This is a genomic window from Pseudomonas sp. TMP9, from assembly GCF_037943105.1.
In the GTDB taxonomy this organism is placed as follows: domain Bacteria; phylum Pseudomonadota; class Gammaproteobacteria; order Pseudomonadales; family Pseudomonadaceae; genus Aquipseudomonas.
The window spans coordinates 3,678,001-3,700,688 of record NZ_CP149803.1 but is presented as its reverse complement, the minus strand read 5'-3'; the positions used below and the strand labels follow the sequence as shown (position 1 = coordinate 3,700,688).

Annotated in this window: 16 protein-coding genes; 6 read left to right on the top strand and 10 right to left on the bottom strand. The window is 60.2% G+C overall.

All coding sequences use genetic code 11. The features are described 5' to 3' along the window. Positions 1-377 precede the first annotated feature (377 nt). On the bottom strand, positions 378-2,582 hold the full coding sequence (uvrD, locus tag WF513_RS17305) for a DNA helicase II (protein WP_339080648.1): 2,205 nt from the start codon (positions 2,580-2,582) through the stop codon (positions 378-380). 222 nt (positions 2,583-2,804) lie between these two features. On the opposite strand from uvrD, the gene WF513_RS17300 reads away from it, so the two are divergent. Beyond that, complete coding sequence (locus tag WF513_RS17300) at positions 2,805-5,684, top strand: EAL domain-containing protein (RefSeq protein ID WP_339080647.1); 2,880 nt, start codon at positions 2,805-2,807, stop codon at positions 5,682-5,684. A gap of 147 nt (positions 5,685-5,831) precedes the next feature. Next, a complete protein-coding gene (locus tag WF513_RS17295) occupies positions 5,832-7,064 on the top strand; it encodes an NADH:flavin oxidoreductase/NADH oxidase family protein (RefSeq protein ID WP_339080646.1) in 1,233 nt (410 codons plus the stop codon). On the opposite strand, the gene WF513_RS17290 is transcribed toward WF513_RS17295, so the two are convergent. The 4 genes from WF513_RS17290 to WF513_RS17275 all read right to left on the bottom strand — a co-directional run bounded on the left by WF513_RS17290 (position 7,061) and on the right by WF513_RS17275 (position 11,672). After that, positions 7,061-7,717, bottom strand: a complete 657-nt coding sequence (locus WF513_RS17290) for a cupin domain-containing protein (protein WP_339080645.1) — start codon at positions 7,715-7,717, stop codon at positions 7,061-7,063. The genes WF513_RS17295 and WF513_RS17290 overlap by 4 nt on opposite strands. Before the next feature lie 58 nt (positions 7,718-7,775). Then, complete coding sequence (locus tag WF513_RS17285) at positions 7,776-8,459, bottom strand: type 1 glutamine amidotransferase domain-containing protein (protein ID WP_339080644.1); 684 nt, start codon at positions 8,457-8,459, stop codon at positions 7,776-7,778. A 242-nt stretch (positions 8,460-8,701) separates the two neighbouring features. Beyond that, the gene (locus WF513_RS17280; RefSeq protein ID WP_339080643.1) at positions 8,702-10,273 is read right to left on the bottom strand and encodes a methyl-accepting chemotaxis protein; all 1,572 of its coding nucleotides are present in this window, start codon (positions 10,271-10,273) and stop codon (positions 8,702-8,704) included. 283 nt (positions 10,274-10,556) lie between these two features. After that, positions 10,557-11,672, bottom strand: coding sequence for an FAD-dependent oxidoreductase (locus WF513_RS17275; RefSeq protein WP_339080642.1), 1,116 nt, complete (start codon positions 11,670-11,672; stop codon positions 10,557-10,559). Between the two features lie 164 nt (positions 11,673-11,836). On the opposite strand from WF513_RS17275, the gene WF513_RS17270 reads away from it, so the two are divergent. After that, entirely contained in the window at positions 11,837-12,301 is a 465-nt protein-coding gene (locus tag WF513_RS17270) for an isoprenylcysteine carboxylmethyltransferase family protein (protein ID WP_339080641.1), read from the top strand. On the opposite strand, the gene WF513_RS17265 is transcribed toward WF513_RS17270, so the two are convergent. From WF513_RS17265 to arsS, 5 genes are read right to left on the bottom strand one after another with little or no spacing between them, the layout of a single operon-like run. Next, the gene (locus tag WF513_RS17265; protein WP_339080640.1) at positions 12,298-13,023 is read right to left on the bottom strand and encodes a DUF3047 domain-containing protein; all 726 of its coding nucleotides are present in this window, start codon (positions 13,021-13,023) and stop codon (positions 12,298-12,300) included. The two genes, WF513_RS17270 and WF513_RS17265, sit on opposite strands and share 4 nt — an antisense overlap. After that, positions 13,008-15,149 (bottom strand): FAD-dependent oxidoreductase, encoded by a 2,142-nt coding sequence (locus WF513_RS17260; protein WP_339080639.1) that lies wholly within the window; start codon positions 15,147-15,149, stop codon positions 13,008-13,010. Before WF513_RS17260 ends, WF513_RS17265 begins: the two co-directional genes overlap by 16 nt. Next, the gene (locus WF513_RS17255) at positions 15,142-16,110 is read right to left on the bottom strand and encodes a hypothetical protein (RefSeq protein ID WP_339080638.1); all 969 of its coding nucleotides are present in this window, start codon (positions 16,108-16,110) and stop codon (positions 15,142-15,144) included. Before WF513_RS17255 ends, WF513_RS17260 begins: the two co-directional genes overlap by 8 nt. Beyond that, positions 16,110-17,501, bottom strand: coding sequence for a sodium:solute symporter (locus WF513_RS17250; RefSeq protein ID WP_339080637.1), 1,392 nt, complete (start codon positions 17,499-17,501; stop codon positions 16,110-16,112). The genes WF513_RS17255 and WF513_RS17250 overlap by 1 nt, the downstream gene beginning before the upstream one ends. A 10-nt stretch (positions 17,502-17,511) precedes the next feature. After that, entirely contained in the window at positions 17,512-18,480 is a 969-nt protein-coding gene (arsS, locus tag WF513_RS17245) for an arsenosugar biosynthesis radical SAM (seleno)protein ArsS (RefSeq protein WP_339083645.1), read from the bottom strand. Positions 18,481-18,704: 224 nt separating this feature from the next. Here arsS and WF513_RS17240 point away from each other — a divergent pair, with 224 nt between their 5' ends. The 3 genes from WF513_RS17240 to WF513_RS17230 all read left to right on the top strand — a co-directional run bounded on the left by WF513_RS17240 (position 18,705) and on the right by WF513_RS17230 (position 22,562). Then, positions 18,705-19,121, top strand: a complete 417-nt coding sequence (locus tag WF513_RS17240) for a hypothetical protein (protein WP_339080636.1) — start codon at positions 18,705-18,707, stop codon at positions 19,119-19,121. Between the two features lie 32 nt (positions 19,122-19,153). Then, positions 19,154-19,588 carry a BLUF domain-containing protein gene (locus WF513_RS17235; RefSeq protein WP_339080635.1) on the top strand — a complete coding sequence of 145 codons (435 nt, stop codon included), beginning with the start codon at positions 19,154-19,156 and terminating at the stop codon, positions 19,586-19,588. An 85-nt stretch (positions 19,589-19,673) separates the two neighbouring features. After that, entirely contained in the window at positions 19,674-22,562 is a 2,889-nt protein-coding gene (locus WF513_RS17230; protein ID WP_339080634.1) for an EAL domain-containing protein, read from the top strand. The last annotated feature ends 126 nt before the right edge of the window (positions 22,563-22,688 follow it).

Sequence of the window (22,688 nt, the reverse complement as noted above, 5' to 3'; positions counted from 1 at the left end):
AGTGGCCCCGGATGGCGCTGCGCTTATCCGGGCTACGGTGTTGTCGCCGGTGTTGGCTAACGGTGGATAAGGCTACGCCATCGCCGCCTTGCTTGTGCAATAGCCATAACCTTTGGCATCACAACCTCGTAGCCCGGATGCAATCCGGGACAACCCTTGAGGCCGCCCCGGATTGTGCTGCGTTTATCCGGGCTACGGTGTTGTCGCTGGTGTTGGCTAACGGTGGATAAGGCTACGCCATCGCCGCTTTGCTTGTGCAATAGCCATAACCTTTGGCATCACAACCTCGTAGCCCGGATGCAATCCGGGACCACCCTTGAGGCCGCCCCGGATTGTGCTGCGTTTATCCGGGCTACGGTGTTGTTGCCGGGCTGTTATTAAAGCGCCTGCAGCTTGGCATAGCTCAGCATCAGCCACTTGCTGCCTTCGTTCTCAAAATTCACCTGCACCCGTGCCTGGGCGCCTGCGCCTTCGAAGTTGAGGATGGTGCCTTCGCCAAACAATGAATGCTGCACGCGCTGGCCGAGGTTGAAGCCGGTGTCCGGCACGGCGCTGCCGGCGAACAGGCTGTCGCCGCTCATGCTGTTGCTGCCCATGTTGCGGCTCACCGCGCCGAACGGCCGGCTGACGCTGTTGGACAGGCGCACTTCCTGAATCAGCTGCGGTGGAATCTCACGGACGAAGCGCGACACCTTGTTGTAGGTTTCGCTGCCATACAACCGGCGCGTTTCGGCATAGGTGATCACCAGCTTGCTCATGGCGCGGGTGATGCCGACGTACGCCAGGCGGCGTTCCTCCTCCAAACGGCCGGGTTCTTCTAGGCTCATCTTGTGCGGGAACAGGCCTTCTTCCATGCCCACCAGAAACACTTGGGGGAACTCCAAACCCTTGGCGCTGTGCAGGGTCATCAGCTGGATGCTGTCTTCGTTTTCCGCCGCTTGGGTGTCGCCGGCTTCCAGCGAGGCGTGGCTGAGGAAGGCTTGCAGCGGGCTCAGCTCGTCGTCTTCGTTGTTCTCGAAGGTGCGTGCGGCGCTGACCAGCTCTTCCAAGTTTTCGATGCGCGCTTGGGCTTTTTCGCCTTTCTCAGCTTTGTGATAGGCGATCAGCCCGCTCTGCTCGATGACTGTCTGGGTTAACAGGTGCAGGGACATGTCCTGCGCTTTGGCAGTTAAGGTGTTGATCAGCTCGACAAACCCGGCCAGGGCACCCGAAGCGCGGGCTGGCAGGGCCTTGGCCGCGACCATCAGGTTGATCGCGCCCCACATCGACACATCATGTTCGCGGGCGTATTCGCGAATGGTTTCGACGCTTTTTTCGCCAATACCGCGCGCCGGCACGTTGATCACCCGCTCCAGCGCCGCATCGTTGCCACGGCCATCGAGCAGGCGCAGGTAGGCCATGGCGTTCTTGATTTCGGCCCGCTCGAAGAAGCGCTGGCCGCCATAGATGCGGTACGGAATCTTCTCGCGCAGCAGCGCTTCTTCGAGTACCCGTGATTGCGCGTTAGAGCGGTAAAGGATGGCGATGTCGCTGCGCTTGAGGCCGTCTTTGCGCAGGGCGTCCTCGATCGTCTCGACCACGTAACGCGCTTCGTCGTGCTCGTTAAACGCCGAGTACAGGTTGATCGGCTCGCCGTCAGCGTCTTCGGTCCACAGTTCTTTGCCTAGGCGGCCCTGGTTGTTGGCAATCAGTGCGTTAGCGGCCTTGAGGATGCCGGCGGTGGAGCGGTAGTTCTGCTCCAGGCGGATCACTTCGGCGTCGGCAAAGTCAGCGGAGAACTGTTGGATATTCTCGATCTTCGCCCCGCGCCAGCCATAAATCGACTGGTCGTCATCACCCACCACCATCAGGCTGTCGCCACCTTTGGCGAGCAGGCGCAGCCAGGCGTACTGCACCGCGTTGGTGTCTTGGAACTCATCCACCAACACATGGCGGAAGCGCCGCTGGTAGTGCTCCAGCAGGCCCGGTTTATCGCGCCACAAATCAAGCGCACGCAGCAGCAACTCGGAGAAGTCGATCACCCCAGCACGTGCGCAAGCAGCCTCATAGTCTTCGTAGATTTTCAGCATGGTGGCGAGGAACAGGTCACCGCCGGGCTGGATATTCTTCGGCCGCAGGCCTTCATCCTTCTGCCCGTTGATAAACCACTGCGCCTGCTTGGGCGGCCAGCGTTGTTCGTCCAGGCCGAGGTCGCGGATCACCCGTTTAACGATGCGCTGCTGGTCGTCGGAATCGAGAATCTGGAAGTTCTCGGCCAGGCCGGCTTCCTGCCAGTGCGCGCGCAACAGGCGATGGGCTAAACCGTGGAAGGTGCCGACCCACATGCCGGCCGGGCTCTGCCCAAGCATCTGTTCGATGCGGTGGCGCATTTCGGCGGCGGCTTTATTGGTGAACGTCACCGACAAAATACTGTGCGGCGAGGCGTTCTCGATCTGGATCAACCAGGCGATACGGTGCACCAGCACGCGGGTTTTACCGGAGCCGGCACCGGCCAGCACCAGTTGGCGGCCCACACGCGCGGCAACTGCCTGGCGTTGGGCATCGTTAAGGGAGGCAATCAGCAGTTCAGGGTCATTTTGCATCGCGGCATTCTAGGGGGCTGCGTCAGGCAGGGCAAACCAGGCCGTTGCGCAGATTTTAATGGACGACTGGCCAGTCAGCTTGGTGGCCCTCGATGAGGGCTGGCTGCGGGTACTCAGCATCAGGTATTTACCGGGTGAATTAACCCCTTTGTTGCTTGGGCGAAGCCTCTAGCTCGCGTATGCTGGCGCGCTAGTTAGGCAACCATTACAAGAAAATCGCCTATGACCGCCTCACTTTTATCTGCCATACCCGATGGCCTCAAACCGACCTCTGGGCAGGATGTTGCTGAGCTGTTTGCAACCGACATCGCCGCCGAGCGCACCCGTATGCTTTATCAGGGCTCGGAAGTGCCTACCCTGTTTATGCTGCTCTGCGGCGTAGCCTGTGCGTTCTTATTATGGGCGCCGCTGCCGCCGGCGTTGTTGGTCAGCTGGTCGATTTGGCTGGTGATCCTCGCCGTGCTGCGCCTGGTGCAGGTGCATACCTTTAACAAGGCCTTGCCCAGCCGACAGGCTGAGCGCCATTGGTTGCTGCTGTTTTTACTAGGCGCTGGAGCCTCTGGGCTGACATTGGCATTTGCGGTCATCGCGCTGGTGCCCGCTGATGTGTTTTACCTGCAAGCGCTGGTCTATGGCCTTATTTCAGCGGTAATCCTCTCTGCCAGCGTGGCCTATGCGATAAGCTTTTCGGCGTTTCTGGCCTTTGCCTTGCCTTGTCTGTTGCCCTCTGTGGGCTACTTGCTGATCAGCGACAATACACTGCAACAGGGCTGGGGCCTGCTCGGCAGTATCTTGATGCTGGCCTTGCTGGTGGTCGCTTGGCAGGTCAATCGTCTGGTGCAGCGCAGCTTGCTGCAGCGTTTTCACAATCAAATGCTGATTAACAACCTGGAACATGCCAAGCAGCAGGCGGATGGGCTTAACAGCGAGCTGGCCCATGAAGTGGAACAGCGCCGGCGCGCCGAGGGTGAGCTGCGTCAGGCCCACAGCGAGCTGGAAATACGCGTGATCGAGCGCACCCTCGAGCTGGATAAAACCAGTGTCGCCCTAGGCAAAAGTCGTGCGCGCCTGACCTTGGCTGTTGAGGCCAGTGAACTGGGCCTGTGGGACTGGGACCTGCAAAGTGATGCCGTGCACCATTCGCGACTCAAAGAAATATTCGGCCTAGAGCCCGACGATGTGCAGGTGATGCTGCGCGACCTGACCCCACGCCTGCACCCTGATGATCTGCCGGCGCTGCGCCACGCCCTTGTCGAGCATATGAAGGGGCGTAGCGACGATTATCAGGTTGAGTACCGTATCAAACACGCCAACGGTCACTGGGTGTGGGTTGAAGACCGTGGCCGCGCGGTGGAGCGTGATGCCGAGGGCCGCGTGCTGCGCATGCTTGGCACCCGTCGCGACATCAGCGCACGGAAGGTGCAGGAGCAGCAACAGCAATTAGCCGCCACGGTGTTCGAGGCGACGCGCGAAGGCATCGTGATTCTTGATCCGCATTATCGCCTGCTGTCGGTCAACCAGGCTTTTTGTGAACTCACCGGTTATCGCCAAGATGAAGTGCTCGGTAAAAGTGCAATCAGCCTTACTAGCAGCGACGACTCTCGACGCCAGTACCAGCGGATCCGTCAGGAGCTGGAGAAAAGCGACACTTGGTGCGGCGAGTTGACTGAGGCGCGTAAAAATGGCGAGTTTTATCCGCAGTGGCTGCAGCTCAACGTGGTGCGTGATGCGCGAGGCCACCTCAGCCACATCGTCGGTTTCTTTGCCGACCTGTCCTCTCGGCGCGAGGCCGAGGAGCGCCTGCGTTACCTATCAGATTATGACGAGCTGACCGGTTTAGTTAATCGCAGCCTGTTTAAGCAGCGCCTGCACGAAGCTGCTCAGCGGGCGCGACAGCGCGGACGTAGCATTGCCCTGCTGCATATCAACCTAGACCGCTTCAAGTTACTCAACGACAGCCTCGGTCATGAAGTGGCCGACCAGCTATTACGCCAGATCAGCCTGCGCTTAACCCAAGCGATGCCTGCGGCCGATACCTTGGCGCGGTTGTCCGGTGACGAGTTCGCTATTTTGCTCGACTCATGCGACAGCCTCTCCAGCCTGTCCCAGCTGGCCAGTCATTTGCTAAGCCAGCTGCACCTGCCAATCACCGTGGACGGTCACGAATTGGTGGTCAGCGCCTCGCTGGGTATTAGCGTGCTGCCTGACAACGCGCGGGAAGTCTCCGCATTGGTCAGCCAGGCCAATATGGCCATGCAACATGCCAAGCACTTGGGTGGCAACACCTTCCAGTTCTACACCGACAACCTGCAGGCCTGCACGTTGGAGCGTTTGCAGCTGGAAAATCAGTTGCGAAAAGGCATCGAAGAAGGCCAGCTGGAGGTGTTCTATCAGCCCAAACTGTGCCTGGCCACCGACAGCCTCAACGCTGCAGAAGCGTTGGTGCGCTGGCGACACCCAGAGCGAGGCTTGGTAGCGCCGAGCGACTTTATCGGCCTGGCCGAAGAAACCGGCTTAATTGGTGCGATTGGTGAATTTGTTCTGCGTCAGGCCTGCTATCAAGCGCGTGCTTGGCAGGTTGCAGGCTTGGCCCAGATACGCGTCTCGGTGAACCTTTCGGGGCATCAGCTGCGCCAAGGCAACTTGCTCAGCCTGGTACGCCAAGTGCTGGACGAAACCGGCTTGGCCGCGCCATTTCTTGAGTTGGAACTGACCGAAAGTCAGCTTCTAGAGAACGTTGAAAGCGTGATCAGCACTTTCCAACAGCTGCGTGATCTGGGGGTGAAGCTGGCGATTGATGACTTCGGCACCGGTTATTCTTCGCTCAGCTACCTCAAACGCTTCCCGGTGGATTACGTCAAGATCGACCAAACCTTTATTCGTGATCTCACGCATGGCAGCGAAGACGCTGCGATCACCCGCGCAATTATCGTCATGGCTCACAGCTTGGAGCTGAAAGTGGTCGCCGAGGGCGTCGAAACCCAAGCGCAGATGGATTTCCTCAAAAGCCAACGCTGCGATGAAATTCAGGGCTACTTGATCAGCAAGCCGGTGCCAGCCGAACAGTTTGCGCAGCTGCTGCGCGAGCAAATGGAACCGTGACGAAGGCCGGGCCGTGCTGCGGGTCAAGCGCTGCACGGCTGCCTTGGGCAACGTGAAACAGATCGGCGGTGAGTGCCCAAGCCTTCGCGGTTACTGCCGATGCTGTCGCAGAGTCTAATTACCCCATCAGCCATCCCGGAGTCCTTTATGAGCCCGTTCGAAGCCCTGCACCTGCCCAACGGCAGCGTCATCCCCAATCGTATTGCCAAGGCGGCGATGGAAGAAAACCTGGCCGACCTCACGCAGGGCCCGTCTGCCGAGCTGTTGCGCTTGTATCAGGCGTGGGCTGAAGGCGGCACCGGTTTGCTCCTGACCGGTAATGTGATGATCGACCGGCACGCCATGACCGGCCCCGGCGGGGTGGTGTTGGAAGACGAGCGTCAGCTGGATAAATTCCGCGAGTGGGCACGTATTGGCCGCTGCCAAGGCGCGCAGATCTGGATGCAACTCAATCATCCGGGGCGGCAGATGCAGGCCAATCTTGGCCAGCAAACCGTCGCGCCCTCGGCCGTGGCGCTGGAGTTGGGCGGTTTGTCGAAGATGTTCCCGCTGCCCAAGGCGCTGGATGAGGCCGAGATTGCAGATTTGATTCAGCGCTTTGCGCGCAGTGCGCAACTGGCTGAGGAGGCTGGTTTTAATGGCGTGCAGATTCATGCTGCGCATGGCTATCTAATTAGCCAATTTCTTTCGCCGTTGAGCAATAAGCGCACCGACAGCTGGGGCGGTTCGCTGGAGAACCGCGCCCGGCTGCTGCTGGAAGTGATCAAGGCGGTGCGTGCACGGGTCACGCCGGGTTTCAGCGTGGCGGTCAAACTCAATTCGGCGGACTTTCAGCGCGGCGGCTTTGCCGAAGCGGACGCTAAGCAGGTGGTGTTGCTGCTTAATGGGTTGGCGGTAGACATGGTCGAATTGTCGGGTGGCAGCTACGAAGCACCGGCGATGCAGGGTGATGCGCGCGACGGTCGGACCTTGGCGCGCGAGGCCTATTTTCTGGAGTTCGCCGGCGAGATTGCCGCTGTGGCGAAGATGCCGATCATGGTCACCGGCGGCATTCGCCGCTTGCCGGTCGTCGAGCAAGTATTGGCCAGCGGTGTGGCCATGGCGGGCATCGGCACGGCGCTGGCGATTGAGCCGGCATTGCCGAAACAATGGCAGGCCGGGCAGCGCGAAGCGCGTGCCGAGTTGCCGCCGATTCGCTGGAAGAACAAGGCCTTTGCCTCGCTGGCGTACATGGCCACGGTGAAGTTTCAACTGCGCCGGCTCAGTAACGGTAAACGCACTGATGCGCAGGTGTCGCCGTTGCGCGCGTTGCTGCTGGAGCAACTGAAAACCGCGCGCCGCACCCGTGTTTATAAGCGGTTGATGGCCAGCCTGGGTTAATCGGGCAGGTGCCCGGTTTTCACCCAAATCAGGCAGCCCTGTTCGCTGAACGGGGTGTGCTGTGACAGGTGCGGGCTGCGCAGCCAGCTCCCGGCCGGGTAGTCACCGAACTCATCTTGAAAGGTGCCTTCAAGGACAAAAATTTCCTCACCGCCCCAATGCCGGTGCGCGTTGAAATAAGTGCCGGGCGCCCAGCGCACCAGGGCCACGTTTTCGCTGCCATGTTGATGCAGCGGCAATACCTGCAGGCCCGGGACTAAACCTTGACGCCATTCGGCGCGGCGGCTGTCGATCACCACATGTTCGCGGTCATCTTCGGCAAATTGCATCAGTTTGACCAAGATTGTGCAGCCCTCTCGGCTGAAGGGTGCGTGCTGGCTGCCGATGGGGTTGCGCACGTAGGTGCCGGCCGGGTAATCGCCGCGCTCATCGGAAAAGACGCCGTCGAGCACCAAAAACTCTTCACCGCCCGGATGCTGATGGGCGCTGAAGTGAGAGTCTGCGGCATAGCGCACGATGGAGGTGGCGCGGGCCACCTCTTCGCCAATGCGGTCGAGCATGCGCCGTTCCACCCCCGGCATCGGCGATGCGCGCCAAGGGCTGTCGTCCGGGCGCACCAGCGCACGTTGGCTGAAATCGGCATTCAGTTGCATGGTCGAAATTTCCTCTGGCGGTCAAACGGCGTGGCGCACGGCGTGTGCTGAGTGCGGGTTAGTGGTGCTTGAGCAGCGTCAGCAAGGCTTCGGCTGTCGCCTCCGAGGACGCCGGATTTTGCCCCGTGATAAGCAGGCCATCGACCTTCACATGGCTCTGCCAGTCGTTGACGCTGGAGTAATGCCCACCGTTAGCGATCAGCATGTCCTGCAGCAAAAACGGCACCACCGTGGTCAGCTGCACAGCGGCTTCTTCGCTGTTGCTAAAGCCGGTCACCTTTTTGCCGCTGACTAAGGGCTGGCCGTCAGCGGCCTTCACATGGCGCAGCACCCCCGGTGCATGGCAGACCGCTGCCACGGGTTTGTTTTGTCTGTGGAAGTGCTCGATCAGGGCGATGGAGGTGCGGTCCTCGGCCAAATCCCACAGCGGGCCATGGCCACCTGGGTAAAACACGGCGTCAAAGTCGTCGGCTTTTACCTGGTTCAGCGGCACGGTGTTGGCCAGCGCGTGTTGTGCGGCGGGGTCAGCCTTAAAGCGCTCGGTGGCCGCTGTTTGTGCATCGGCGTCGTCACTTTTGGGATCAAGCGGCGGCTGGCCACCCTTGGGTGATGCCAGGGTCAGCTGCGCGCCAGCATCTTTAAAGACGTAGTAGGGTGAGGCGAATTCCTCCAGCCAGAAGCCGGTCTTTTTCCCGGTGTCGCCGAGTTGGTCGTGCGATGTCAGTACTAACAGAATCTTCATGGCGTATTCCTTGGGCCACAGCCCGTAATGGTATGAATGGCGTGCAGGTTAAGCGGGTTGTGCCGTCTCGATAACTGAAAAGGCTTAATGATGAGTATCGAGTGTATGCATAACCCAGCCCTTGCAGCGTTAAGACCGCAAGCAGGCTAAGCGCTGGAGTGTCCATAGGGCACCGCGCATAGCCACGGCGCAGGTCGCTGCGCCGGGCCGGATTAAGGCGCCGGGCGCTGGGCGTTTAGGCGTTATGGCTGCGGCTTGTAGCCCAAACGCAGGCCGCCCCAATGCCGGCCCTGAATCATGATCGGCACAGACAAGTCGTGCATCAGCTCGCCGGTGTCGCGCATGTAGGTTTGCAGCAGCAAAGGCTTCTGATGGCTGCCGCAGCGGATGCCGGTGCGGTCGTTGAACAGGCGTTTGCTGCGGCTCTTCAGGCTGTCCACGGCGCGGTCGCCGGTTTGTGCATGGTTGAAGGCGCTGTTGTGGGTCGGTACATAGCCTTCCGGCGTGCAGGCGATGACGAATACCAAGCCTTCGTGCTGGCTGAGCAGCGGTTCCTGAATGGCAGGCAGCACGCCGTCGGCATAGCGGTCAAAGCGGGTGCTGTATTTGGCCGGGAAGCTACCCGCAATCGGCTGGTAATGGCGGTCGAACAAATCATTTGCGCTGATTCTGCCTTGGCTTATATCGGTTTCAAACTGCACGGCAATTTGCTTGGCGGCGCTAAGCGCCAGGTCAAAAATACGCTGGTGATAGTCATCCAAGCCGACTTCGGCGAGCTGCTCGCTGATGCGTTCGGCCTGACCGACTAAGCGCTCAGCCGCGCTGCTGAGCTGGCGGGTTTGGCCCTCGCTGTCGCTGACATCGTTGCGCAGTTGGCCGACGGCAACGGACAACTCCGCTAGGCGTTCATGGTTGTGTCGGGTGCCGGTGTCGATGTGCCCGACCTGCACTTCAACCTCCTCGGCCAGGCTGGCGATACCCTGTAATTGCTCGCCGGTGTGCTCAACCTGCTGTGCGGCCAAGGTCAGCTGCTCGGCTTGTTGTTGCATATGGCTGACCACTGCGGCGCTCTGCTGGCGGATGTCGCTGACCATTTGCGTAACCTCTTCGGTGGCGCTGCTGGTGCGTCCAGCGAGGTTGCGCACTTCATCGGCGACCACGGCAAAGCCGCGGCCGAGGTCACCGGCGCGGGCGGCCTCGATGGCCGCATTGAGCGCCAGCAAGTTAGTTTGGCTGGCGATAGATTGGATCACCTGAGTGACTTTTTCGATCTGCTCAGTGCGCGCACTGAGGCCATCAATCAGCTCGCGGCTGGTGCTGGTTTGTGCGCTCAGGTGCTGCATGGTGGTGATGGCTTGACGCAGTTCCTGCTGCCCGCTGTTGCTGCTCTGCCGCACGCTTTGCGCCGCCAGCAAGGTGTGCTCGGCGCGCTGGGCGTTGTCCTGTTCGGTGTGAGTGATGGCTTCGGCGGCGTGGTCGATTTGCTCGGTCGCGGCCAGCTGCGAGGTCAGTTTGCCGGCTAAATGTTGCGCCGCATGGGCCACCTCAGCGGCCGCGAGGGCGTTGTGGCAGGTTTGCCGTGACAAATTTTGGCTAAGGCTGCTGAACGGACTTTGCTGCGCATCGGTGTGCAGCGGTTGTTCTTCATGTTGGCGCTGCCATGGCCCTAACCACGGCCACAGGGCCAACAGAAGAAAAGATGGAATGCTGATAAACCAAGGCAGCTGAATTTGCTGGTAGACCGCCATCAATCCGGCCAGGCCGATGGCGTGCAGCAGGCAGGCCTTGGGGTAGGTAATAAACGCAGAACGCATGACAAACCTCATTATTTTTGTTCTGGCCGGGCTCACACCAGAGCCTTTCTGCGCCGTGCCGCTATGGCCATGGGCCTGGCGTAGGCGGGTCGAGCCTGTTGCTGCTGTTTGCTTGGCCTGGGTAGGCAATCGGCTGTTGTCGTCGATTCTGTAGACCATAGTGGGTGATGCTCCTGCGGCCAACCTTAACCGTAAGGCTGATTCGAGCACCCATGACGGTCATGGGCCATGGCACTTTGGTCGCACGTACGCTTATCGCTTCGCTTGGTGAAGCGCCCAGAGGCTAAAAACGATGACGCTGGATAAAGCCCTTATCAAGGTAGTCCTTCCACCGGCCATAGAGTTGGCCGTCGGCGCTGTAGCCATGCCAGTCCAGCAGTGCGCCGCCATCGCCAGTGGCCAGCAAGGCCAAGCTTTGTGGTTGTGGGCGGTAGCGTTTAAGCGCCAAGCCGCGCAGCGCGGCATTCAAATTGGCTGCTAGCACCGGGCCTTGGCGCACGGCATAGACGCCGCTTTTGCGTGCGCCGGGTAGGCTGGCGCAGTCACCCACGGCAAAAATAGTGGGGTGGGTGTAACTTTGCAGCGTGGGTGCAATCAGGACAAAACCGCGTTCATCGCAGCCTAGGCCGCTGTGTGTTGGCCACGCAAATGCCTTGGCGCCGCTGGCCAGTAACAAGCGCTGGCCACGCCACACGGGCTCATTACCGCTGAGTAGGCAGTCGTTTTCGATGCGGCTGATCGGGCAGTCCTCGCGCACCTCCACGGCGTGTTGACGCAGATGCCCCAGCGCACGCAAACGCACCCCCGGCGACAAGCCATCAAGCAGATGACCGGCGCTGAACAACGCCACGTGCGGCACTTTACCGGCCAAGGCCAGCGCCAACTCAACCCCTGCTGCGCCGCCACCAAGAATCGCCATAGGTTGTGGTGCAGCCTGCCAGCGTTGCCAGCCGGCAAAGAAGGTGTCGAAGGGTTTGACGGCCAGCAGTTGCATGCCCTCGCCACGCTGGGGTGGTAGGCCGATTTGTGCGCCAACATTGAGCGACAACCAGTCCGCATTAAGGCTGCGACCATCACTCAACTGCACTTGCTGTTGAGCCGCAGACAGGCCTTCAACCGGGCTGATGATCAGCTCGACCTTGGCCGCGCGACAGAGCGCCGGCAGCTCCACTTGGCAATCTGCGGCGCTGTGCCGCCCTGCCAGCAGACCCGGCAACATGCCGGAATACCAGGCCGCAGGGCCAGGGCTAATCAGAGCAATACGCCCCGGCGGGCGGTCGACCAATGCCCAGCGGCGCAGCACGCCGAGGTGGGCGTGACCGGCGCCGATCAGTAGCAGGTCGTAGTGGTCAGTCAATGTGAGGCGTCCCTGATTGTCGAAGAGGTTGATGCGCAGCAATACGCGGGTCGTAACGGGTGGCCAATCTATGCAACGCTTGCGATCGCACACACAAGCGTGGCCCGCATTACCCAAGTCGAACCGGCCACAGTGTCTATCCAGGCGCTTGGGCAATAGACAACATACAGCAGACCACAGTCACCAGAAGCGAAGGACATGTCCACATGAATGGGTTAAACAACCGTATTCCCCCACCTCTGATCGCCTTTCTTTGCGCGCTGCTGATGTGGCTGGGAGCACAGCAATGGTCATTCAACCTTCAGGTGGCCTTTCCATGGCGGCTGGGCATTGCCCTGCCGATTATGCTGTTGGGGGTTCTGTTGTCCATGGCTGGGATGCGCTTATTTAAGCAAGTGCGCACCACATTTAGCCCGTTGAAGCCGCAGAAGGCCTCGGCATTGGTCACCTCTGGGGTCTATCAGTACACGCGCAACCCCATGTATTTAGGCATCGCCGTGGTGCTGTTGGCGTGGACGCTGCTGCTGGCCTGGCCACCGGCTCTGCTCGGGGTGGTCGGTTTTGTGCTGTACATGAACCGCTTCCAGATCAGTGCGGAGGAGCGCGCACTGCACGCGCTGTTTGGGCAGGACTTTGCCCAATACTGCGCGCGGGTGCGGCGTTGGGTTTAAGGGGCGCGACGCACCTGCGGCGCGGCAAAGTAGCTTTCGGCGGACTCGCCGGTGTTGTCGCTGTCCGCTGCAAACACCACACCGAGGATCTTGCGCGGCGCGCTGCCGAAGGCAGCGATGGCATCGGCGCGCAGGTCGCGCGACTCGGTTAACCATTGCCCGAGCGGCGCTTGCGGGCCGCGCAGCACAACCATCTCGACCGTTTCGGTGTAGGCGCTACGGGCATGTGTGCCCGGCGCTTCGCGGTTGTCCCAGACGTAACTGAGGGTTGCCGCCGGCAGGTCGGGATCAAAAAAGGTGCGCGCTAAGCGCAGCTTTTGCCGGGTGACAAAGCTCAGCGAGTCCAGCGGATAATCCAGCAACACATACACTCGCGCGGCGTAATCGTCGCCCTCGCGGGTGGCGAAGCGGGCCTTGTCTAGGCGCTGCTCAGTGCGCCATTGCCAGCTGAGTTGCCAGGCTTGATCGCCGGGCAGGCTCAGCGGATGCAGCAGACCACCGGCGGCGGCATCGGCGTTGATGCGCAGGGCACGTTTGCCGCCCATGTCCACCAGCGTGCGTTCAGATGGCTTGAGCTTGGGAATGTCCGCCCGCTTCCACGGCGTGGACCATTCGCCGGCCGGCGGGCCAGCTGTCCACGCTGTCAGCAGGTTGTCGGCTTGAGCCAGCGGTGCCGCCAGCAGCAGGCTCAGCGCCAAGTAACGCATCAGCTGCGCCGCCATGTGTGGAAGCGTTCAACCAATCGCAACAGTCCTTGCGGGGCATGCGCACGCTTCCATTCACCCGCTGCATACTTGTTCGCTTCGGCCATGGTCGGGTACGTGTGAATGGTGCCGAGAATCTTATTCAGGCCCAAGTTGTGCTTCATCGCCAACACGTACTCGGCGAGGAGTTCGCCCGCGTGCTCGCCGACAATAGTGGCCCCAAGAATCTTATCTTTGCCCGGCACGGTCAGCACTTTTACATAACCGTGGGCGGCTTCGTCGGCGATGGCGCGATCAAGATCGTCAATGCCATAGCGGGTCACCTCATACGGGATGTTCTGCGCTTTGGCTTCGCCTTCGGAGAGGCCGACCCGCGCCACTTCCGGGTCGGTAAAGGTGCAAGCGGGGATCACCCGGTAATCCACTTTGAAGCGCTTGAAACCGCTAAACAGTGCATTGACTGCAGCAAACCAGGCTTGATGCGCCGCGACATGGGTGAACTGGTAAGGCCCGGTGACATCGCCCACGGCATAGATATTGGGGAAGCGCGTGGCGAGGTATTCATCGGTTTCCAAGGTGCCGTTGGGCCGCACCGTCAGGCCCAGCTCTTCGACGCCGTAACCGCTGACATTGGCCACCCGACCGAGGGCCAGCAGCAGGCCATCGAACGCGATGGTGACTTCCTCACCCGTATCTTGGCGACGGGCGATCATGCGTTGCTCGCCGTTGATCACTTCAAAGCGCTCAGCGCGGTGTTGCAGGCGCACATCGACGCCGTCAGCGCGCAGGCTGTTGAGCACCAGCTCGCTGGCGTCAGCGTCCTCGCGCGGCAGCAGGCGCTCGGCCAGTTCGACCTGAATCACTTGGCTGCCAAGGCGCTGGAAGGCCTGGGCTAACTCGCAGCCAATCGGCCCGCCCCCCAGCACCAGCAACCAGCGCGGTTGTTCGCGTAGGCCCCAGATGGTGTCCGAGGTGTAGGCGCGAACTTGATCCAGGCCGGGAATATTCGGCACCAGTGGCCGTGCGCCGGCCGCGATGATCAAGTTGCGGCTGGTCAGGGTTTGGCCATTAACTGCAACTGACCAAGGCGAGAGGATTTTCGCCTCACCCTGAATCACCTCAACACCTAGCCCGGTGTAACGTTCCACCGAATCGTGCGGCTCGATATCAGCAATAACCCGCTGAATGCGCGCCATGACGGCGGGGAAGTCCACTTGTCCCTGCACGCCGGTGAAGCCCAGGGCCTCACCTTTCTTCAATTCGTTAGCCAGTTTGGCTGAGCGCAGCAGCGCCTTGGAAGGTACGCAGCCGGTGTTCAGGCAGTCGCCACCCATTTGGTGTTTTTCGATCAGGCTGACCTTGGCCTTCACCGCTGCAGCGATATAGGCGCTGACCAAGCCGCCGGCACCGGCGCCAATCACCAGCAGGTTGCGATCAAAGCTTTTTGGTTTGTGCCAGCCGGCGTAAACCCGACGAGCCTGAATCAGCCCGAGCAGCTTACGGGCGATCAGCGGGAACACGCCGAGCAGCACGAAGGCGCCGAGCAGGCCCGGCGAGAGGATGCCGGAAAGCGACTCCAGCTGGCCCAGCTCACGGCCGGCGTTCACGAACACCAAGGTACCCGGCAGCATGCCCAGCTGGCTGACCCACCAATAGGTGCGAACCGGCAGCCGCGTCAGGCCCATGGCCAGGTTGATCAGGAAGAATGGGAAAGCCGGCACCAGGCGCAGGGCGAACAGATAGAAAGGACCTTCGCGCTCTATGCCGGCGTCGATCTTGGCCAGCCGTTGACCAAAACGCCCCTGTACCCAGTCACGCAGCAGGAAACGACTGCTGAGCATGGCCAGCGTGGCCCCGGCGGTGGAGGCAAATGACACCAGTACAAAGCCTTCAAGCAGGCCAAACAGTGCGCCAGCAAGCAGGGTCATCAACGCTGCGCCAGGCAGCGACAGCGCCGTAACCGCAACGTAGGCGAGGAAGAACACCCCAGCAGCCAGCCAGGGCTGATCGGCGACGTGAGCATTCAGCGCCGTCTGCTGAGCCTTGAGTGCATCAAGGTTCAGGTATTGGCCAATATCAAAAATAAAGAAGCTGCCCAGCAGGGCCAAAATCACGCCCATCAAGGCAAGTTTGCGGCTATTCATCAGTCAGCGCCTCCAGAGCGCAAAGGCTTTGGCACAGGCTAAAACCGGCCAGTAGGGCGAGCTGCGGCTGATCCGCAACAGCCCCTAAAATACGTGAGCGATAAGATAACGCCGCCGGGCTGGATGCAGGCCAATGGCGGTCGAAGTCGGCGAGAAAAGCAGGGTGATCGTAGTTCAGCGCCAAGGCCTCGATAAATAGCCCGTCACGCTGACAGCGGTACAGCGCCGCCGGATGTGGCGTGGTGGCGATGCGGCTGAGCAGGCCATAGTAGCCGCCGGCAAAATTGGGCAGGCCGGCGGCACCGTTATTGATCACCGCGCCGTGCGTAAGGTTCAACGCGGCGGCCGCGCAGCTATGGCTGGTGGCCAATACCTGAAGGTTTTGCGCCTGCAGCCAAGCGTCCAGCTGCTGCTGGCGGGGCTTGTCAGTCAGGGCTTCACGCGAGCACGCCCAGCCAGCCAGGGATTGCTCGTCACCATGGCTGATGGCAACGCGTTGGCCGCCTACGTTGACCAGCGCGGTGCTGGGTCGCGCGGCCAAGCGTTCGGCCATACCGGGCAGGCTCTGCACGGTGTGGTTTAACGCCAGCTGGATCGCATTGGAGCGTTCGACCACGCCGTCGTCCACGCTTGCGGGGTAAGCGCAGCCACAGCCGGCGCCGCTGTCATCGGCACGGCCCAGCTCCGTTTCGACATTGCCACGCAGCGCCAGATGAGCGCTTAGACCGTGTTCGATCTGCTGAAAAATCTCGGCATCGCGATCAAACCAGTGGGCATCACCGTTAAACACCACGCGCGCGCCCGGTTCAGTGATCAAACGTTTCTCTAACGCGCTCAGGGCCTGACGATTGCCGTACAAGCCACCGACCACGTAGAGGGCTTCACAATCGAAAAGTGGCTCGCCGGCGAAGGCATCTCGCGCTAGGCGATAGTCCAGCGGGCAATCGCGGCCTGCACGCATCAAGCGATACCTTGCGGGCGAGTGCGTAACCAGCCGGGAATCAGGTAGCCCAGCACACAGAGGCCCAAGCCATACAGGTTGGTGCCCAGCAGCACGGCGTATTTGCCATCACCGATGGCCCAGCTTTGTGGAATCCAGTTCAGGGTCAGGCCCACGCCGAGGCCGATGCCGGTCCAGAAACTCAGGTGAAAGCCCAAACGCGTGGGCGTGGTCAGGCCATGCAGAATAAACACGGGGGCCAGGCCGATGACCATGGTGCCGCTAATCGTGGTGGCCTTGAGAATGTCGGTGCCGGCAATCATCGGCAAGTTGCCGAGCAGGGCGAACACCACCATCACGGCCATGCCCACGCCAATGGCTTTCTGCCCCAAGTCGCGCCCGGCCAGCTTGGGTAGCTCACGCCCGGCCAGTTTGGCCAGGCTAGAGAAGGTGGAGTCCAGGGTTGAGCCGGCGGCGGAAACCATCACCACGGTCATCACCATCAGCGCGCCAATGCCCATGGTTTTAGCCAAGGCGGCGGGTACGTTGTCTGAGGCGGCGAGGCCGGTGAGTTGCGCATGCACACCGATCAGGCTGAACGCCAAGATGGCGATAAAGCCCAGCACACCGGCAATGACGAAGGAGCGGCGCATGGCTTTTTCTTCACTGATAAAGCCGCGATCGGTCAGCACCGGGTCATGGAAGCCATAACTAAAGGCTTGCAGACCGGCCACCAGCAGCAGATCAACCCCCGCATTCAGCGCCCAGTTGCTGGTGCTGGCCAGCTCGCTGGGGGAATGCTGCGGCAAGACCAAACCCAGCACCCAGACCAGCGCGACGACAAAGATCGCCGCCTGCGCGGCATCGGTAAGGATCGAGCTGCGCAAGCCGCCGCGTAGGCTGTAGGCCAGGGTTACCGCGGTGAATAACAACGCTGAGGCAATAAACTCAAGGCTGCCCGAGTCGCCGTAGTAACCGCCGACCACGGCGGTGTTGCTCCATACCTCATTGAACAGGCGGATTAAAATCGCGGCCGAGAATGCCAGCGCCGCGCCACGGCCGTAATGACTGCTGAGAAAGCTGACCAAACCCGTGGCCGCAAAACGTCGGCGCAGGCGATAGATGACAAAACCGGTCAGCGGAATCGACAACCAATACATGGCATAGGCTAGGCCACCGACCAAACCATACGTCGCGCCAAGGTTAGCCGCGTTGGTTACCGACTTGGCGAAGATCCAGCTGATAAAAATACTCGAGGTGATCAGCCAAGGGCTGGCGCTGCGGCCGCGGCTGTCCTCACCATTGAAGAAACCACCAAGGGTCACGGCGCGTGGCGATAAGGCCAGCATTAACGCGCCGTAGACCAGCAAAAAGCCCCAGAAAAAAAGCCCGGTAAGACTGGTCGGTTGCATGAATCGATCCTTAGGAAGTGAGACTGCCCGCGCAGCTGGAGCCTTGCCCGGCCGTGCAGGCGTAACAGTGGTCACGGGTGACGATAGCGTTGCCGTCTAGGTTCGCGTTAAGCAGGTCACGCAAATGCGCCCGCTCACGGCCGATCAGCTGGCTTTGCAACTGTAGCGGCAGATCGAGCATCTGGTTGAAGTCGCAGTCATACAAGTAACCCTGCCAGTCGACGCTGACCAGCGAGCGGCACATCAGCGGCTCAAGGTTTTCCGGGCGGTAACTGTCGCGCAGCAACTGCATATAGTCATTGAACTGGCCCTTGCTGACCAAGGTGCTACCAAAGCGTGCAATCGGCTGGTTGGTGATGGTCAGCAGGTGATTAAAGACGATGCCAAAATCTTCAGCCAAGTGGCGTTTGTACTCCGCTTCCAGCGCGGCTTGCGGGGGCGGTAGGCTGGCGCCTTGGGGGTTGAACACCAGATTCAGGATCAGACCGCTGCCAGGCTGGCCATAACCCAATGCGTTGAGCTGTTGCAGGCCTTTGATGCTGGCATCGAATACGCCATCGCCACGTTGTTTATCCACATTGTCGCGCGAGTAGCAGGGCAGTGAGGCACTGACCTCCACGCCCTGATCCGCGAGGAACTGGGCCAAGTCGGCATAACCCGGTTCGCTAAGAATGGTCAGGTTGCAGCGGTCAATGACCCGCAAGCCTGCACGGCGGGCATGGCTGACCAGTTCGCGAAAGCGTGGGTGCATTTCTGGCGCGCCGCCGGTGAGGTCGAGGGTTTGCACCGAGTGCGCGTCGATCACCTGATGCACCAAGGCCAGACTCTCGTCGGTCATGGCCTCGGTGCGGGTCGGCCCGGCATTCACATGGCAATGCAGGCAACGTTGGTTGCACAGGTAAGTCAGGTTGATTTGCAGCGCTTCCAGTCGACCTCGTTGAATAGAGGGAAACGCGAGCTGGTCGAGCAGCGGGAGCATGGCGAGCAAATGTGACTCCTTGGCCAATCGTGAGCGGTTGGGCAGCACTCGATGAGCCTGCGGGGTGGGGCGTAAGTCTGCGGTGCCGCAGGTTATCTTTCCATAGCAACCTAGAGTGCGGCCGCAGGCATTTGTTACAAAGCTTCAATACTTATGTGTTTATTTGTACAAATCTTGTACAGGTAAGGCAAAATCGACACTAATATTCAAATGAGAGTCGTCCAATGCTGCGTATTTGCCTGTTCTTTGTTGCGGGTTTCCTAGCCGTACCGTTCTTCCATCAACCGGTGCTGGGTCTGTTAAACGCCTTGGCTATTGTGCCGGTTGCGCCCTTCAATTTAAGCCCAACCTTACCGTTTGGGGTGCCTTCGTTGGTGTCTGCATCCTTCTGGGGCGGTATCTGGGCGGTGATTATGCTGCTGGTGCTGCGCTGGGAGCCGAGCAAGCCGCAGCCTTGGATCAAAGCGCTGCTGTTTGGCGGTATTGCCTTGACTGCCGTGGCCTTGGTCATCGTGTTCCCGCTCAAGGGCATGGGCTTTGACGTGGCAAAACTGCCGGGCCGTATGTTGATTGGCTTTTTGGTCAATGCGGCATGGGGCGTCGGTACGCTGATTTTCGCACGCAGCTTGTTTGCCCGCTGATCCTGCTCACACCATCTGTAATGGAGCCTTCTATGCTTGTTCGTCTTACCTATGCCAGCCGCGCCAGTCATTCGGTATCTGCGGAGCTGATCCGCGAAATTCTCGACAGTTCGCAGCGCAATAACCCGCGCAAAGGGCTCACTGGGCTGCTGTGCTGCAATGCTGATATCTTTTTGCAGGCGCTGGAAGGTCCGCGTGCTGAGGTCAATGCCTTGTACAACCGGCTCGCCGATGACAGCCGCCACAAGGACTTAACCATCCTCGACTACGCCGAGATAAACGTGCGTCGTTACAGCAGCTGGAGCATGGGCTGGGCTGGCGCCAAGCAGATCAACCGTGGGTTGTTCCTGAAGTACTCCAGCAGCGACTGTTTTGACCCCTTCAACATGAGTGCCGAGCAAATCAACGGCTTGTTGTTAGAGCTGAGTGAGACTGTCAGCGCAATCAAATCACCGGTTCTCAGCTAGACTGAGCAGGCGTCATCCCGCCTTAATTGGCGGGCTGTGTTCAGCCTGAACCTTGGCGCACCTCGCAGTTTATTGAGGCGCCAGGATGACCCGACTGTTCAACCTTCCTCTGCTGGCCCTGCTGCTCGGTTTAGTACTGGGCAGTGCCCCGGTATGTGCTGATGTGCCAACCCTGGTGCTCAATAATGAGCAGCTCAAACAGCCTGTGGATGTGCCCGTCAGCCTGGTCTTGGAAGACCCCAGTGGCGACCTGGCCGCGAGTGAAGTGCGGCAGTTGATCGCACAAAACGGCCAGCTGGTGCGCGGCACGCCGCACATGGGCTACTCGGACAGTGCGTGGTGGTTAGCGTTTCGCTTGGATGCGCCGGGCGCCGCGAGTCTCGACTTAATCATCGACCGGCCGCTGCTCGACGATATTGAAGTCTGGTTGTACGACCGCGAGCGGCTGATCGCGCCTCTTTATAGCGGTGATCATCGGCCTTTTTTGCAGCGTGGCGCTCCGTCACCGCACATTTTGCTCAACCTGCCGCGCCTTGGCGAAGGGCCGCACACCCTATTACTTCGCGTGCAAAGCGGCTCGGCGGTGAGCATGCCGATGCAGCTGGTGGCAGCTGAGCAAAGCTCCTTATTGCTGGCTGAACAATGGATGCACAGCGGTCTGTTGCTGGGGGCCTTACTCAGTTTGGCCCTGTTTTTTTGGGTGAGGTTTAGCACCCTGCGTGAAACGTCGCTGTTATGGTTTTGCCTAACGGCAGCTAGCGTGGCGTTGTATAACGCTAGCCTGCATGGAGTCACTGGCTTGCTGTGGCCACAGTGGGTGTGGTTGTCGGCCCAGCTGGCCAATCTGGCGAACCCTGGCATGCTGATTTTTAGTAGCCTGTTTCTTATCCGCGCACTCAAGTTAGAACTCGGTCGTCTGCGTTTGCTGCGCAATGGCTTGTTTATGCTGATCCTGCTTGTGTGCGGCTGGACCATTGGCAGTTACGGTGATTACCGCGCCTACCAGACGTTAAATATGCTGATCCTGCTGACCGGCGGATTCCAGTTAGTGCTACTGATTCTCGGTGTACGACAGCGTCGCCCTTACGCTTTTGGCTACTTACTGTGCTGGAGTTCGGTGCTGCTATTGATGCTGTTGACACCGTTGGGACGCAGTGGAGTGATTCCGTTGCCGTCGAGCTTTGATTACATGCACACCTATCTGCCAGTGCTGAGCATGCTGCTGTTTGGCGTCATCCTCGATAAACAGCTGGAGCGTGTTCGTCGCGCCTTGCTGCACAGCAATGCTCAGGCACTGGGCAACCTTGAGCAATACCAAGCATTGTTTAGCAGCAGCGGTGAGGGGATTTTCCGTTGTACCGGCAACGGTACGCTGATTGAAGCCAACCCCAGCTTTACAGCCCTGTTAGGCCTTGGGCCGAACGTTAACCAGCTGTCCATGCCGCAACTATTGGGCGCGGCGCAATGGGCTGAGCACGTGGCGCAGTTGCATCGTAATCAGGTAGCCATCAGCCAGGAATGCCAGATGCAGGGCCTCGACGGACAGCCGTACTGGGTGTACTTGTCCCTGCATCTGCGCCCTAATCAGGATTGCATCGAAGGCATTATTGTCGACCTCAGTGAGCGCCGTGCACTGGAGGAGCGCCTGCAATACCTAGCCGCCCATGACTCGCTGACCGGGTTGCTCAATCGCCGTGAGCTGGAGCGCTTGTTGCGTGAAACCCTAAAAGGCGAGAGCCAGTTGGGCTTCAGCCATTTGCTCAGTATCGATCTTGACCAGTTCAAACAGGTCAACGACCTCTGCGGGCACGTTGCTGGCGATCAGCTGCTGCGCCAGCTTGCCAATCACCTGCAGCATCACCTGCCGGCAAAGGCTGAACTGGCCCGCATCGGCGGCGATGAATTTGCCGTGCTGCTGCGGGAAATCAACACTCAAGCGGCGCTGGTGCAGGCGGAAAGCTTGCGCCACTGTGTCGAGCAGTTTGTCTTTAGTTGGCAGGGCCGGCCGTTCAGGGTGCAGGCCAGCATTGGCCTGCTGGAATTGGGCGACGATGTCAGCGATTGGGAAACCGCGCTGAGCTGGTCAGACAGCGCCAGCCAGCTGGCCAAACAGCTGGGGCGTAATCAGGTGCAGCAGTTCAACCCGGCTGATGGCGTGTTGCTCGAACATCAACGCCAGCTGCAATGGATTACTCGCTTGCGTGACGCTATTGAGCACGGGCATTTCGAGCTGTTCTACCAGCCCGTGCTGGCGTTAAAGGGGCAAAGCGAGGGCCTGCGCTATGAAGTATTACTGCGCTATCACGACCCGCACAACGGTGAGTGGGTCAGTCCCGGCCAGTTCCTCGGCGCCGCTGAGCGCTATGGCTTCCTCGGCGCGATTGACCGCTGGGTGGTGATGCGCCTGCTGCAGTGGTTGGCGGACAACCCGCGGCATGTGCAGCAATTGGCTCAGGTGAATTTCAACCTGACCGCCAGCTCGCTGCTTAACGCGCACTTTCACGACATGCTCCACAGCGAGTTACTGCGCCATAAGCTGCCGGCGCATAAGCTGTGCATTGAAGTCACGGAGATGGTTGCCCTTGGCGAATTGGGCGTCTCTGCGCAGTGGATCAAACAGCTGCGCAGCCTGGGCCTGAAAGTGGCGCTGGATGATTTTGGCAGCGGCTTCGCGTCCTATGCCTACCTGCGCCATCTGCCGCTGGATATCGTCAAGATCGACGGCAGCTTTATTCGCGGTATCGAGGCCGACCCGATCAACCAGGCCATGGTCGGCTCAATGCAGCAGATTGCCCGCCAACTGGGCTTGAGTACTGTGGCGGAATTTGTCGAAAGCCAAGCGACGCTTGAATGTGTGCGAGCGCTGGGGTTGGATTACGCCCAAGGCTACTGCATTGGCCATCCGCAGCCACTGACGCAATTGGCCGATAGCACCCTAGATAACGCGCAGATGCACCTAGTGCGCGGCGCCTAGAATGGCGGTTAGCGAGGTCGCAACACGGCGGCTAGTGCGGCGGCCAGTAATGCCCCTCAACCTTTATACAAGGCCGCCGACACAAGCTGTGCACCCGGTGTGCCGGATAACCTCTGCTGCTGTTCC

What these genes read in the sequence shown, in the direction of transcription:
- WF513_RS17240 (WP_339080636.1), top strand. Translation starts at nt 18,705, where the DNA reads ATGCTGCGTATTTGCCTGTTCTTTGTTGCGGGTTTCCTAGCCGTACCG.
- WF513_RS17255 (WP_339080638.1), bottom strand. Translation starts at nt 16,110, where the DNA reads ATGCGTGCAGGCCGCGATTGCCCGCTGGACTATCGCCTAGCGCGAGAT.
- WF513_RS17295 (WP_339080646.1), top strand. Translation starts at nt 5,832, where the DNA reads ATGAGCCCGTTCGAAGCCCTGCACCTGCCCAACGGCAGCGTCATCCCC.
- WF513_RS17230 (WP_339080634.1), top strand. Translation starts at nt 19,674, where the DNA reads ATGACCCGACTGTTCAACCTTCCTCTGCTGGCCCTGCTGCTCGGTTTA.
- WF513_RS17285 (WP_339080644.1), bottom strand. Translation starts at nt 8,459, where the DNA reads ATGAAGATTCTGTTAGTACTGACATCGCACGACCAACTCGGCGACACC.
- uvrD (WP_339080648.1), bottom strand. Translation starts at nt 2,582, where the DNA reads ATGCAAAATGACCCTGAACTGCTGATTGCCTCCCTTAACGATGCCCAA.
- WF513_RS17280 (WP_339080643.1), bottom strand. Translation starts at nt 10,273, where the DNA reads ATGCGTTCTGCGTTTATTACCTACCCCAAGGCCTGCCTGCTGCACGCC.
- arsS (WP_339083645.1), bottom strand. Translation starts at nt 18,480, where the DNA reads ATGCTCCCGCTGCTCGACCAGCTCGCGTTTCCCTCTATTCAACGAGGT.
- WF513_RS17250 (WP_339080637.1), bottom strand. Translation starts at nt 17,501, where the DNA reads ATGCAACCGACCAGTCTTACCGGGCTTTTTTTCTGGGGCTTTTTGCTG.
- WF513_RS17290 (WP_339080645.1), bottom strand. Translation starts at nt 7,717, where the DNA reads ATGCAACTGAATGCCGATTTCAGCCAACGTGCGCTGGTGCGCCCGGAC.
- WF513_RS17265 (WP_339080640.1), bottom strand. Translation starts at nt 13,023, where the DNA reads ATGGCGGCGCAGCTGATGCGTTACTTGGCGCTGAGCCTGCTGCTGGCG.
- WF513_RS17260 (WP_339080639.1), bottom strand. Translation starts at nt 15,149, where the DNA reads ATGAATAGCCGCAAACTTGCCTTGATGGGCGTGATTTTGGCCCTGCTG.
- WF513_RS17300 (WP_339080647.1), top strand. Translation starts at nt 2,805, where the DNA reads ATGACCGCCTCACTTTTATCTGCCATACCCGATGGCCTCAAACCGACC.
- WF513_RS17270 (WP_339080641.1), top strand. Translation starts at nt 11,837, where the DNA reads ATGAATGGGTTAAACAACCGTATTCCCCCACCTCTGATCGCCTTTCTT.
- WF513_RS17235 (WP_339080635.1), top strand. Translation starts at nt 19,154, where the DNA reads ATGCTTGTTCGTCTTACCTATGCCAGCCGCGCCAGTCATTCGGTATCT.